Here is a 12,926-nt window from a genome sequence, read left to right on the forward strand (position 1 = left end):
TTGATATCAGTTGTACATGATATATCGATATTACTTTTCACTGACTATAGTCCTAATATAAAAGACACCTCATTGATGCCAAGTTTCGGTTTTGCTTTACCCCACTCCCTACTGGCGGCAGCGCTTATGGCCTTGAGCGTTAGTGCCTGCCAGCCGATAGGTGCTGATGCATCTGACAATGATACAGAAAACTGGTCATGCGAAACACAAAACTCGCCGTTTTCTTATAGCATCTGCCGTATCGATACCAATGCATTAAATAGCGAGCGCTACTCTTTACAGCTGTTTTGGCAATCGTCTGCAAGCGAGCAACCTTTGCTAACCTTTGACAATGTAATAGCGACCTTGCCAGACAATCAAACGCTTAGTTTTGCCATGAATGCAGGCATGTATAACGAAAATTATGCACCGATTGGCTATACTGTCATCGATGGTAAAGAGATTCGTGCGTTAAATACCAAAGAAGGAGGCGGCAATTTTCATTTATTGCCCAATGGTGTGCTGTGGTGGGATAAGTCTGGCAAGGTAAAAATCACTGAAAGCAATGCTTTAAATGAGCAGCTTGAGAGCGGCAAAGCGCAGCCTTGGTATGCCACCCAATCGGGTCCGATGTTGGTTATCAATAACGAGATACATCCGCAGTTCAACTCTGATAGCACCTCACTCAAGCTACGCAATGGTGCCGGTGTTTGCAGCGATGGTAGCATCCAATTCGTCAATAGCGATGAGCCTGTGACGTTTTATCAATTTGCTGCGCTGTTTAAAGATGACTTAAACTGTGCAAATGCGCTATTTTTAGATGGCGGGATTGCATCGGCATTATATGCACCCAGCATCGCTACACATGATAAAAAAGAGATGGGTGTGATGATTGGCTTGGTTGAAAATAAAAATTAATATACCTTTTATACCTCTGCCTTCCTAAGCAGTTACTAACCATTTATTGTTTGAAATTAAAAAAGCACTTGAGACGATTTTGTCATCCAAGTGCTTTTTCTTTATCAACAATAGCTAAAAACTAGCCGCCCAGACTCATTTTAGGACCAAAGGGCTCATAATGGACGCTATCAACGCCATGATCTAATGTCATCAAGCCATCAATCATACTTTCCATAAATGGCATCGAGCCACAGACATAAATATCAGCAGGCTCAGGCAAGGTAGCAAGCCATGCCTCATCTAATAGTTGCCCAGACTCGAAGTAAAAAATATGCTTTTCTACGTGGTCGGCCTTATCTAACAGCGCATTCACTTCAGGATTAAAAGCGTGATGCGCTTCATTTTGGCAAGCATAAACCCAGATAATATGTCGTTTCGGATTGGTCAATACTTGCGCTTCTAACATGGATAATACAGGGGTCACGCCAACACCAGCACTCATCAATATCAATGGAATCTCATTTTGCTCAACCAGCTCTTGGTTGAGCGCAAAGTCGCCCGCCGGTGCCGACAATAGAACGGTATCACCCACTTCTAAATCATCATGTAGATAGTTAGAAACCAAACCGTGATGCTCATTACGGTTGTCGCGTCTCACAGCGAACTGGACGCCTGTATCGGTACTGGCAGAGTACAAAGAATAATGACGCAGGGCAACATGGTCGCTGGCCTTTGGATCTGTTTTGACCGTGATATATTGACCAGCGGTTAGATTTAATTTACTCAGGTCAATACTTTGTGTACTTTCTGAATGCTCGTTCACTGGCACAACCGTAAAGGCGGCGATATCCGTGGCAGCCGCTACCTTTTCAGTCACTTTAAAAGGTGAAAAACCCTGCCACATCGCCTCTTCATACATACCATGTTCAATCTGGATAAATACCGAAGCAATCTCATCATAAGCTTCCGTCCAAGCCGTAATGATATCATCATTGGCAGCCTCGCCTAGCACTTCTTTAATGGCACCGATTAAGTGCTTACCAACGATGGGATAATGCTCGGGCAAGATTTGTAACGCGCGATGCTTGTGACTGATTTGGGTGACCTGTGGCAATAACGTCGCCAATTTATCTAAGTGCTTAGCAGCGGCTAACACTGTCGTCGCCAGAGCCGTCTGTTGACGGCCCAATTTTTGATTGGTTTCGTTAAATATGTCCAACAGCTCGGGATGCTCTTCAAACATGTTTTTATAAAATACCGTGGTAATTGCCGTTCCATGCTCTTCAAGGACGGGTACGGTTGCTTTTACGATTTCTAACGTTTTTGGTGAAGCCATAATATCTCTCTTAGTGATGTATAACATTGCTTGGGTAAGGTTAAAGTTAAGTTGTCAGCGGTGATTAGAATTGCCTAAATCAATCAAACATTTTGGCAATTCTAATTGAAGGGCTGACATAAATCTTTATAAGATATATTTAAAATGAATCTTATCATATTTGTCTACGCATACCAATACTGAATCAGTATTTTCAGTTATTTTTAGCGTGATTGGCTTTTAGAGTGACAAGTTTTTAAAGTAACAGGCTTTTAGAATAAGCATCTCTGATTACTACTCTGGTAAAAACCAACAAAGCTGCAAACGGACGCTTATTTTGTGCCAAAAAAAGCAGCCATTATGAGCTTATAATGGCTGCTTGATTAGAGTCTGTTATACATGCAAATATAATACTGTTGGCGACTATTCTTTAGAGCAATCAGGATAATGCTCTAAACGATTGCGCTATAACTAGCGCGCCATATAGTTGGTCATCTCTTCAACACCGTGCAGAGTCATGGGGTACATCTTGTTATCAAAGATTTTTTTGATCTCAATGATGGTCTGGGTATACTGCCAATAAGAAGGCGCTTCAGGATTGAGCCACGCCACCTTGTCAAAATGCTCCAGTACCCGCTTCAACCACACAATACCTGCCTCATTATTCATATATTCAACGCTCCCACCGACCGTCATCAGCTCATATGGCGACATCGACGCGTCACCAACGAAGATAACGCGATACTCGCGACCGTATTTATTGAGCAGCTCATAGGTTGGCATCGGCGCACTATGGCGACGGTTATTGTCCTTCCAGACATAGTCGTATAGACAGTTATGAAAGTAAAAGAACTCTAAGGTTTTAAATTCATTTCTAGCCGCAGAAAATAGCTTCTCTAAAGCCTCGACATGGACATCCATACTGCCGCCGACATCAAACAGCATCAGCACTTTGACACGATTACGCCGCTCAGCTTGCATATGAATATCGAGCACGCCTTTTTTGGCGGTGCGCTTGATGGTCTCATGAATGTCTAGCTCATCGGCGCTACCGGTGCGGGCAAACTGACGCAAGTTACGCAGTGCCATCTGAATTTGGCGCGTACCAAGCTGACTGTCGTCATCGAGATTGCGATATTTACGCTGCTCCCAGACTTTGGCTGCGCTACGCTTACGCGATTCACCGCCGACGCGTACTCCTTCTGGATGGTCGCCATAGGCTCCAAAGGGTGACGTACCGCCAGTGCCGACCCATTTACTGCCGCCTTGATGACGCTCTTTTTGCTCTTTAAGACGCTCTTCAAGCGCTTTCATCAGCTCCTCTAACGAGCCATATTTTTTTAGCAATCGGCGCTGTTCTTCGGTCAGATTTTTTGGATCGAGCTTGAGATCTAGCCACTCTTTAGGAATGTCCGTCAGCTTGGCCAACAGCTCATCCATATCGAGACTGTCGACGCCTTCAAAATAATCTGACATGGCGCGGTCAAACTTATCAAAGTGGCGCTCGTCTTTGACCATGCACAGCCGAATCAGCCGATACATATCATCACGACTGGCAAAGGTGGACAGCTCTGGATTTTCAGGATGCGTCTGCATCATCAGCCCTTGATCTAACGCGGCATTTAGGTCAAGTAGCTCACGGGTACTGACCGGCACACCGTAAGTACGTAAGGTATAGAACAATTTGATAAACATAAGAGTCGCATCACTTATTGGCTGATATGGTGACGAATGAAGCCGTTTTATGGGCTTCAATCATGAGCTTTAATCATGACAAATGGTCTGTCGCTTAACGACGCATCATATTAGCAAAGCGCTGCAATAAATTGACATCGGCTTCGTTTTTGAGCAGTGCACCATATAACGGCGGAATAGACTTCTCACCGCGCAGGTTTTCTTCTAGCTCTGCTTGAGCCATATCGTCAGCCAGTAGCAACGTTAACCAATCGACCAACTCTGAGGTTGATGGTGGCTTTTTAAGCCCTTGAACATTACGCAGCTTATAAAAGATATCGAGCGCATCATTGACCAGTTTTTCTTGAATATTAGGGAAATGGACGTCGATGATTTGACGCATAGTGTCCTCTTCTGGGAAGTCGATATAATGAAAGAAGCAACGACGCAAGAAGGCATCGGGCAGCTCTTTTTCATTGTTTGAGGTGATAATAACGACAGGACGCTGTGCAGCAGTGATGGTCTCGCCTGTCTCATAGACATAAAACGACATCTTATCGAGTTCATGCAGCAAGTCATTCGGGAACTCGATATCGGCTTTATCAATTTCATCAATCAATAACACACTGCGCTCGTTACTGGTAAAGGCATCCCACAGCTTACCGGGCTTGATATAGTTGCCAATCTCATAAACCTTATCATCACCCAACTGCGAATCACGCAAGCGCGAGACGGCATCATATTCATACAGCCCTTGCTCCGCCTTGGTGGTTGATTTGATATGCCACGTAATCAGCGGCATACCCAAACTTTCAGCCACTTCTTCAGCCAGTAAGGTTTTACCTGTACCCGGCTCCCCTTTGATGAGTAGCGGCTTTTGCAAAGTCATCGCCGCGTTGACTGCCAGTTGTAAATCATCGGTTGCAATATAGCTTTGCGTGCCAGTAAAGCTTTTCTTTGTTTTGTCAGTCGTGGTCATAATCAAGTCTCAGTTATTGTTATAAATTAAATGAATTAGAAGGCAAGTGATGAAAGGTAAATAATGAATTAGATTAGCACAGCATGATTGATTGCCAAAATACTCATGCGTTCGCAGTTGCTCGCAATTATCACCAATATCCAAACATACTACTCTATCTAGGCATGGATTGATAAACGAACACGCTCACATAAAAAAAGACACGCGCGGGTGTCTTTTTTTACTTATTCAGATTATTGCTTATGCAGATTGTTACTTATTCAGAGCTCTAGTACCTTCATCAGGGCAACTTTACCGTTAAAGCTGATCGGTTTTTTTGGGTAATTTGCTGTCTTTTTTTAAATTGACGTCCGCTTTAGGCTGCGACGCTAATGAGCCATTATCAGGCTGTCCAACGAGGTTTGGATTTTCTGTCAGATAATTGCCAGTGGTTAATTGAACCGTTGCCTGCGTGTCTTCTGCACTACGGCTGCGTGCTTTGTCCAAACTTGACTCAAACGCGCCGCGAATAAGTTGCCAGACAAAACCAACAAACAAGCCAACCACTAACACCACCAGTATCGGTAGCATATTAGCAACTGCGCCCGCCATATCCTTCATCATGATGGCATAGACGACACCAATGCTCGCCGGCGCGATCACACTAGGATCGCCAAGGGTGGTGCCCGGTGCCAACAACACAGCAAACAGTATCATCCAGCTCATACCACCGAGCGGCCGTGGTAGCATGCGAGCGACCAACAACCACAATACCAACACAATCACGACACCACCAAGATACGCATACATCGGTAAGTCTGCGGGTGGCACATCTTTTACCAGCTGTCCCCACCAGATAGTAATCTCACCGAGAATATCACTGATGGCTTCTAGCGGTAAGCTGTTTACGATATTTTTTAACCAGTCCATGCGTGTTTAGTTACCTGCGTTTATAAACCTAGCAAGACGTTGTGCGCCTAGCAGTAGCTACAATAGCTATATGGTACGTTCTGTCGTACTAAAAATAAGACCGAATACATCATCGACATGTACGCTTGATAGGTTCTAGTTTATCACGACTTCTTAATAAAAAGCATGCTGCCCATTGCTGAGACCTGTTTTTTTATCGCTTACTCAAAGAAAAGAATGAAGTGTACTTGCCTATTAATCGTTGCAAAAAAGCATGTTAGTCGTAAATATTGTCCTGCGCTTCGCGTGCACGTAACTCTGCTTGCCGGCGCATAACGTCTTGTGGCGGCATCTGTACAAAGTATCCTTGCGCTTGTAACTTTGCCAATACCTCTGCTTTATCAACGCGCGCAAGCGTCGGTGTCGCCCCTAAATCTAGATGCATCACAAACTTACTGCGACCTAAACCAGCACGAAATTCTTTGGGTAACACGCCAAGCCAGTCCTTCAGCTCGTCGGTGTCATCAGGATAATCAGGGCGAGCAATATAGACATACATACCGTCATGTTTGGAAAATTTATAAATATCACAATGCATAAGGACCACCTATCAGAAACTATAGGCGTAGGTTAGCATAATTTCGCTAAATTTCAGTAGTCGCTTTACGTTCTGCTATGGTAAACCATGCCAAAATTATGCGCTGTCATAAAGACTAAAGCGTTCAACTTATCGATACTTCGACCGTTTATTCTAACAATAATGTCGTTTTCGACAAAATTATGCACTTTAATGCGGTTGATGACTTGTAAAAGCGCCCTGAACCTTTCATAATAAAAGCGTTTTTCAGGAGAGAGTCTGCGGGCACAACTGTTGTATCAGACCGTATTGGTCATACCACGTTGCACGTTGCCACCAGACCACCGAAGGCGCATCCACCCTGCCAATCGCTCAGGTAAAAGGACTGAAAAGCACATGTCATCTTTGTTTGCTGTGATGCCATCATTTGTGCATCACATACTCAAGCATTGGGCATAACAAATCTGGAGAGCGGTAAGGACGGACGACGTCTTACCCACCGAAGGGGAGAAAATACGCTATCATCAGTGATAGGTCTTTTAAAGCCAAGCTCTTTACATATTTTTTAGAGCTGCCTTTAAAACTATGATGATTCGTGTTGAAAATCTCAGGTCACAGGACAGATAGGGCTTTTGCTTAAACCGACGTTCAGCGTTTGTTTGGCTTATTGCTCTATCTTTATTTTCTGTGCCGCCCTTGGTTGCAATGCTTGCACCCTGCAATATTGCTTCTCTCTACTATGATACTGCACATCGCTCATTACTCTACCGAGTACGACTGATGTACACATAAGGATTTGTTATGACCGATACCCACTCTCAAGAAACTCACGCTCAAAATACTCAAGCACCGCAGCGCACGCCCCTTTACCAGTCTCACGTCGATAGTGAGGGCAAACTGGTGGATTTTTCTGGTTGGGAATTACCCATTCATTACGGTTCACAAATCGAAGAGCATGAAGCGGTGCGTACCGATGCTGGCATGTTTGATGTCTCACACATGGTCGTCGCTGATATCAAAGGTGGTGATGCCAAAGCTTGGCTACAGAAACTATTGGCCAATGATGTTGATAAACTAAAAACCGTCGGTAAAGCGCTATATTCTGGCATGCTCAACGAGCAAGGCGGCGTCATTGATGACCTAATCGTTTACTTAATGAATGAAGAGGCTACCGAATATCGTATCGTCTCAAACGCTGCTACTCGTGATAAAGACATGGCACAATTTGAAAAAGTCGCCGAAGGTTTTGACATCAATATTACTGAGCGTCCAGAGCTTGCCATGATTGCCGTGCAAGGACCAAATGCGGTTGCAAAACTGGCACAAGCTAAACCTAGCTGGGCAGATACGTTGGCTGAACTTAAGCCTTTCGTTGGTGCTGACTTAACAGACATCGAAGGCGCTGATTGGTTCGTGGCTCGTACGGGTTACACTGGTGAAGATGGCGTCGAAGTGATTATGCATGGCGATGCTGCTCCAGCATTCTTTGAATTATTAAAAGTCAATGGCGTGAAGCCAGCCGGCCTTGGCGCGCGCGACACGTTGCGCATGGAAGCCGGTATGAACCTCTATGGTCACGATATGGACGAGACCATTAGCCCTTACGAATGTAATATGGGTTGGACACTCGCATTAAAAGACGAGCGTGATTTTGTCGGTCGTGAAGCTTTAGTCAGCAAACGCCAGCAGTCAAAAGACGACAACACCGCCATGAAGCAAGTTGGCTTACTATTGACAACGCGCGGTGTATTACGTGAAGGTATGAGTGTGACTATCAATCAAGGCACGGACAATGAACAAACTGGGGTGATTACCAGTGGTACCTTCTCCCCTAGCCTAAAAAATTCGATTGCGATTGCCCGTGTCCCTGCCAGCTTATCAGATGATGACAATGTACAGGTCGATTTGCGTGGCAAAGGTAAGTTCGCTGATGTCCGCGTCCTTAAACTACCGTTTGTCCGTAATGGCAAGCAGCAGTTTGACTCTTAGTCATCATAAATTCTATTATTAGCTTCCACTATTTTTGTAAACCATCCTCTATCACTTAGGAGAGAGACCATGAGCAATATCCCAGCAGAACTAAAATACATCGCCAGCCACGAGTGGCTACGCCTAGAAGACGACGGTACTATCACTGTTGGTATCACTGACCATGCTCAAGACCTATTGGGTGACGTGGTGTTTGTTGAACTTCCTGATGTTGGCGACACCATTGCCGTTGATGACGAAATCTCAGTCGTAGAGTCTGTAAAGGCTGCCTCTGACGTCTATGCGCCTATTTCAGGTGAAGTCGTTGCCATCAATGAAGCACTAGAAGATGATCCAGAAATCATCAACTCTGACCCATACGGTGGAGGTTGGTTCTTTAGAATGAAGCCTGACAATATTGCTGATTACGAAGCATTGCTAACCGCTGATGAGTACGAAAACGAGCTGTAGTCAATCCACTATAAAAGTGTTACAGCGTTAACCTCGCTTGAAGTATGATCTATACATCTGCATTCGGTTGCCTTGTACCACTTTTAAATTGAATCGATTCTATAATCTGATTCTTATTCTCTCGCTTGAAAGCGGTATTTGACTGAACTGAAATACCGCTATTTGTAATCTAAAAAAATGTAACTTAAAAATACAACTAGAAAAATATAATTTACTATGACAGATATTGGCATCAGCTGGTATCTGACCACTTTTTTCCAAAACACTTATCGCTCAATTTATTACGTCTAATCGCTATCTGATTTATTCATATCAATCACTTGTCAGACGCTATTGAGCAGACACACTCAATACTGACCGAGTTGATCACTTAATCCCCAGCATGGATCCTAATATGACTTCCGACTCTGATAACAACGACAATATTGCCACACCCAAACACACACCGCAGCTGCAAGCGTTTCGTGAAGTGGTCGAGTCACGCCGTTCCGTGCGTCGCTTTACTGACACACTGATACCTGACGATGTGTTAGCAGATTGTCTGCGTTTGGCCATGCTAGCGCCGAACTCGAGCAATCTACAGCCGTGGGAATTTTATGTGATCGATGATGCGGATAAGCGCAAACGTACGGTCAAAAACTGCATGAATCAAAATGCGGCAAAAACGGCAGCGCGCTTGATTGCGGTCGTTGCGCGTACGGATATCTGGCAAGATCACGCCCAGCAAATCTTACGTGAATATCCTGAATCGCCAGTGCCCAAAAAAGTCAAAGACTACTACACCAAAGTCGTCGCCATGGACTTTTTGCGAGGGCCAGCCAACGTGGTGTCAGCGGCAAAATGGAGTGCTACTCAAGTATTTAGACGGGTAAAAGGGCCGATCAAGTCACCTTACTATACTTTTGAAGACACCAAAAACTGGGCCACCAACAATACGGCACTGGCTGCTGAAAACTTAATGCTGGCACTACGTGCGCACGGCTTTGATAGCTGTCCGATGGGCGGCTTCGATGAGCCTGCCATGAAGCGCTTGTTAGGTTTAAGCGATGATCAGCACATCATTATGATGATTGGTGCTGGCGAACGCGCTGACAATGGCATTTACAGCAGCCAGTTCCGCTTTGACCAAGAACAGTTTGTCCATTACGTTTAATTAACCCTAACGTTATTTTATTTAAGTCAATCCCTTTATTACTCCCTTAACCAAGGACTGTCATGACTATCTCTCAAAACCCGACGTTTGATACCTTTCAAGGTTTATTTAACGAAGCTGAATTTGTCTATCGTCATTTAGGCTCAAATGAGACCAAACAAGCTGATCTGCTCAGTACAATTGGTTATAAAGACATGGCGAGCTTTATCAATGATACGGTGCCTGAGCCCGTACGCTTGCACAAAGACTTAGACTTGCCACTGGCGATGAGTGAGCACGCCGCGTTGGCTAAATTGCGCGCCATGGCAGATAATATCACCGTTAATAAAAGCTACATCGGTCAAGGCTATTCACCTGTACGTATGCCTGCGGTTATTCAACGTAATGTGCTTGAAAATCCAGGTTGGTATACCGCTTACACCCCTTATCAAGCTGAAATTGCTCAAGGTCGTCTAGAAGCCTTACTTAACTTCCAGCAAGTTTGTATCGATTTGACTGGTCTAGAAATGGCTGGGGCATCGTTACTTGACGAAGCCACTGCTGCTGCTGAAGCCATGGCCATGTCAAAGCGGGTGAGCAAAAGCAAATCAAATCAGTTTTTTGTTGATGACCGCATTTATCCACAAACCTTAGATGTCATCAATACTCGTGCCAAGTATTTTGGTTGGGAAGTGGTCGTTGGTGATTTTGAAACCGCTAAATCAGGTGATTATTTTGGGGCATTATTCCAATACGTCGGTGTTGAGGGCGATGTAAAAGACCTAACCGACGTCATCGCTGCGGTGAAGAAAAACAAAACCTACGTCAGCGTCGTCAGTGACATCATGAGCTTGGTGTTACTAAAATCACCAGCCGATATGGGCGCAGACGTAGCGTTAGGTAGCACCCAGCGTTTTGGTATTCCCATGGGCTTTGGTGGTCCACATGCCGCTTATTTTGCGTTCTCTGATAAAGCCAAACGCTCAGCACCTGGCCGTATCATTGGCGTCTCAAAAGATTCGCAAGGCAATACGGCATTACGTATGGCATTACAAACTCGTGAACAGCATATCCGCCGCGAAAAAGCCAACTCAAACATCTGTACCTCGCAAGTATTGCTGGCGAACCTAGCAGGTATGTACGCAGTTTATCATGGTCCAGGTGGCGTGAAGCGTATCGCCACACGTATCCATGCTTTTGCCACAGCCTTCGCCAATGTCATTAGAGAAGCTAATGACAGCAACTTAAGCGTGGTACATGATCAGTTCTTTGATACCGTCGTTATCGATTGCGGTTCAGAAAAACTGGCGACGCAAATCTTTGAAAATGCGGACAATGTTGGTTATAACTTATGGCGTCTCGATGATAACAGACTGGGTGTCGCCTTTAGTGAAACCAGTGATCAGCAAGACTTTACGGTGTTAACTCAGCTGTTCGTGAATAAGTCGCATGATTTGCCTGAGACTGCTAGCCTGTCACTTGATAGTGCATATTTACGTACCGACGACATCTTAACCCATCCGGTATTTAACACGCATCATACCGAGCATGAGATGCTGCGCTACTTAAAATCGCTCGAAGACAAAGATTTGGCGATGAACCGCAGTATGATTTCACTCGGTAGCTGTACCATGAAACTGAACGCAACCAGTGAGATGCTACCGATTACGTGGCCTGAATTTGCCAATGTGCATCCATTTGCACCGCGCGATCAAGTCACCGGCTACATTGACATGATTGATAGCCTACAAGACCAACTCAAAGCCATTACTGGTTTTGATGATGTGTCTATGCAGCCAAACTCTGGTGCGTCAGGTGAATATGCTGGCCTACTGGCGATTCGCCGCTATCATGAATCATTGGGCGAGACCAATCGTGATGTCTGTCTCATTCCAATGTCAGCGCACGGTACCAACCCTGCGACTGCCATGATGATGGGCATGCAAGTCGTCGTGGTCAAAACGGATGAAAATGGCAACGTTGATATCGAAGATTTGACCGCTAAATGTGAAGAGCATAGCGCCAATCTAGGTGCATTGATGATTACTTACCCGTCGACGCATGGTGTATTCGAAGAAGGTATCCGTCATATTTGTGATTTGATTCATAAGCATGGCGGCCAAGTCTATATGGATGGTGCCAATATGAATGCGCAGGTCGGCATGATGCAGCCTGCGGATGTCGGTGCAGACGTCCTACATATGAACTTGCATAAAACCTTCTGTATCCCACATGGCGGCGGTGGTCCTGGTATGGGCCCTATCGGTATGAAGGCACATTTAGCACCATTTATGGCCAACCATACGCTAAGCCCTGTACATAATGCCCAAAAAGACTGTTCTGCCGTATCGGCAGCGCCTTATGGCTCAGCCAGCATTTTACCAATTTCATGGATGTATATTGCCATGATGGGCCGTGATGGTCTGCTTAAAGCCACTGAGCTTGCGCTATTGAATGCTAATTATGTTGCCGCGCAATTAAAAGATCATTACCCTGTGTTATATGCTGGCAAAAATGGTCGCGTCGCGCACGAATGTATTATCGATATTCGTCCGCTAAAGGAAGAAACTGGCATCAGCGAAAGCGATATTGCCAAGCGCTTGATGGATTATGGTTTCCATTCACCAACCATGAGCTTCCCAGTGGCTGGCACTCTGATGATTGAGCCAACTGAATCTGAATCTAAAGAAGAGTTAGATCGCTTTATCAGTGCGCTAAAATCTATCAAAGCTGAAGCGATGAAAGCCAAAGCAGGCGAGGACAACTGGACGCTAGAAGATAACCCACTTGTCAATGCACCGCATACTGCCGCTATGGTCACCAATAGCGAGTGGACGCATCCATACAGCCGCGATGTTGCCGCATTCCCATTGCCTTATGTACGTGCTCATAAGTTCTGGCCAAGTGTTGCTCGTATTGACGATGCTTATGGCGATAAGAATCTGATGTGTTCGTGCCCAAGTATTGAAAACTATATGTAGTTTTCAAACAAGTATGAATAATTGATATAAAAATAAACCTCCAAGTCAGTAGCTGATTTGGA

At 44.9% G+C, this 12,926-nt stretch carries 10 protein-coding genes and 2 riboswitches; of the genes, 5 read left to right on the forward strand and 5 right to left on the reverse strand.

Annotated features, from left to right (window positions below; translation table 11 throughout):
- Nucleotides 1-75 precede the first annotated feature (75 nt).
- A complete protein-coding gene (locus AAEY80_RS06840; protein WP_025651264.1) occupies nucleotides 76-897 on the forward strand; it encodes a phosphodiester glycosidase family protein in 822 nt (273 codons plus the stop codon).
- A gap of 121 nt (nucleotides 898-1,018) precedes the next feature.
- Here AAEY80_RS06840 and AAEY80_RS06845 read toward each other — a convergent pair whose 3' ends face one another.
- From AAEY80_RS06845 to AAEY80_RS06865, 5 genes are all read right to left on the reverse strand, one after another.
- On the reverse strand, nucleotides 1,019-2,215 hold the full coding sequence (locus tag AAEY80_RS06845; protein WP_025651265.1) for a globin domain-containing protein: 1,197 nt from the start codon (nucleotides 2,213-2,215) through the stop codon (nucleotides 1,019-1,021).
- Nucleotides 2,216-2,665: 450 nt separating this feature from the next.
- Nucleotides 2,666-3,889: a vWA domain-containing protein gene (locus AAEY80_RS06850; protein ID WP_025651266.1), complete on the reverse strand. Its 1,224-nt coding sequence runs from the start codon at nucleotides 3,887-3,889 to the stop codon at nucleotides 2,666-2,668.
- A 94-nt stretch (nucleotides 3,890-3,983) separates the two neighbouring features.
- Complete coding sequence (locus tag AAEY80_RS06855) at nucleotides 3,984-4,847, reverse strand: AAA family ATPase (protein WP_025651267.1); 864 nt, start codon at nucleotides 4,845-4,847, stop codon at nucleotides 3,984-3,986.
- 297 nt (nucleotides 4,848-5,144) lie between these two features.
- The gene (locus AAEY80_RS06860) at nucleotides 5,145-5,756 is read right to left on the reverse strand and encodes a hypothetical protein (protein WP_025651268.1); all 612 of its coding nucleotides are present in this window, start codon (nucleotides 5,754-5,756) and stop codon (nucleotides 5,145-5,147) included.
- A gap of 256 nt (nucleotides 5,757-6,012) precedes the next feature.
- On the reverse strand, nucleotides 6,013-6,333 hold the full coding sequence (locus AAEY80_RS06865; RefSeq protein ID WP_350588096.1) for a YcgL domain-containing protein: 321 nt from the start codon (nucleotides 6,331-6,333) through the stop codon (nucleotides 6,013-6,015).
- A 237-nt stretch (nucleotides 6,334-6,570) separates the two neighbouring features.
- A riboswitch (glycine riboswitch) is annotated at nucleotides 6,571-6,710 on the forward strand.
- A 56-nt stretch (nucleotides 6,711-6,766) separates the two neighbouring features.
- Nucleotides 6,767-6,945, forward strand: a riboswitch (glycine riboswitch).
- A gap of 168 nt (nucleotides 6,946-7,113) precedes the next feature.
- On the opposite strand from AAEY80_RS06865, the gene gcvT reads away from it, so the two are divergent.
- The 4 genes from gcvT (at nucleotide 7,114) to gcvP (ending at nucleotide 12,864) form a co-directional block, all read left to right on the forward strand.
- On the forward strand, nucleotides 7,114-8,301 hold the full coding sequence (gene gcvT, locus AAEY80_RS06870) for a glycine cleavage system aminomethyltransferase GcvT (protein WP_201565964.1): 1,188 nt from the start codon (nucleotides 7,114-7,116) through the stop codon (nucleotides 8,299-8,301).
- A 69-nt stretch (nucleotides 8,302-8,370) separates the two neighbouring features.
- A complete protein-coding gene (gene gcvH / locus AAEY80_RS06875; protein WP_350588097.1) occupies nucleotides 8,371-8,751 on the forward strand; it encodes a glycine cleavage system protein GcvH in 381 nt (126 codons plus the stop codon).
- Between the two features lie 394 nt (nucleotides 8,752-9,145).
- The gene (locus AAEY80_RS06880) at nucleotides 9,146-9,904 is read left to right on the forward strand and encodes a nitroreductase family protein (RefSeq protein ID WP_201632043.1); all 759 of its coding nucleotides are present in this window, start codon (nucleotides 9,146-9,148) and stop codon (nucleotides 9,902-9,904) included.
- A gap of 62 nt (nucleotides 9,905-9,966) precedes the next feature.
- A complete protein-coding gene (gene gcvP, locus AAEY80_RS06885; protein WP_350588098.1) occupies nucleotides 9,967-12,864 on the forward strand; it encodes an aminomethyl-transferring glycine dehydrogenase in 2,898 nt (965 codons plus the stop codon).
- The last annotated feature ends 62 nt before the right edge of the window (nucleotides 12,865-12,926 follow it).

This window comes from Psychrobacter sp. 78a-MNA-CIBAN-0178 (assembly GCF_040309625.1).
GTDB lineage: Bacteria > Pseudomonadota > Gammaproteobacteria > Pseudomonadales > Moraxellaceae > Psychrobacter > Psychrobacter okhotskensis.

Bases quoted from the DNA above. Each gene is read 5' to 3' on its own strand.
- gcvH (WP_350588097.1), top strand. From the start codon at position 8,371: ATGAGCAATATCCCAGCAGAACTAAAATACATCGCCAGCCACGAGTGG.
- AAEY80_RS06850 (WP_025651266.1), bottom strand. From the start codon at position 3,889: ATGTTTATCAAATTGTTCTATACCTTACGTACTTACGGTGTGCCGGTC.
- AAEY80_RS06840 (WP_025651264.1), top strand. From the start codon at position 76: ATGCCAAGTTTCGGTTTTGCTTTACCCCACTCCCTACTGGCGGCAGCG.
- gcvT (WP_201565964.1), top strand. From the start codon at position 7,114: ATGACCGATACCCACTCTCAAGAAACTCACGCTCAAAATACTCAAGCA.
- AAEY80_RS06845 (WP_025651265.1), bottom strand. From the start codon at position 2,215: ATGGCTTCACCAAAAACGTTAGAAATCGTAAAAGCAACCGTACCCGTC.
- AAEY80_RS06880 (WP_201632043.1), top strand. From the start codon at position 9,146: ATGACTTCCGACTCTGATAACAACGACAATATTGCCACACCCAAACAC.
- AAEY80_RS06855 (WP_025651267.1), bottom strand. From the start codon at position 4,847: ATGACCACGACTGACAAAACAAAGAAAAGCTTTACTGGCACGCAAAGC.
- gcvP (WP_350588098.1), top strand. From the start codon at position 9,967: ATGACTATCTCTCAAAACCCGACGTTTGATACCTTTCAAGGTTTATTT.
- AAEY80_RS06860 (WP_025651268.1), bottom strand. From the start codon at position 5,756: ATGGACTGGTTAAAAAATATCGTAAACAGCTTACCGCTAGAAGCCATC.
- AAEY80_RS06865 (WP_350588096.1), bottom strand. From the start codon at position 6,333: ATGCATTGTGATATTTATAAATTTTCCAAACATGACGGTATGTATGTC.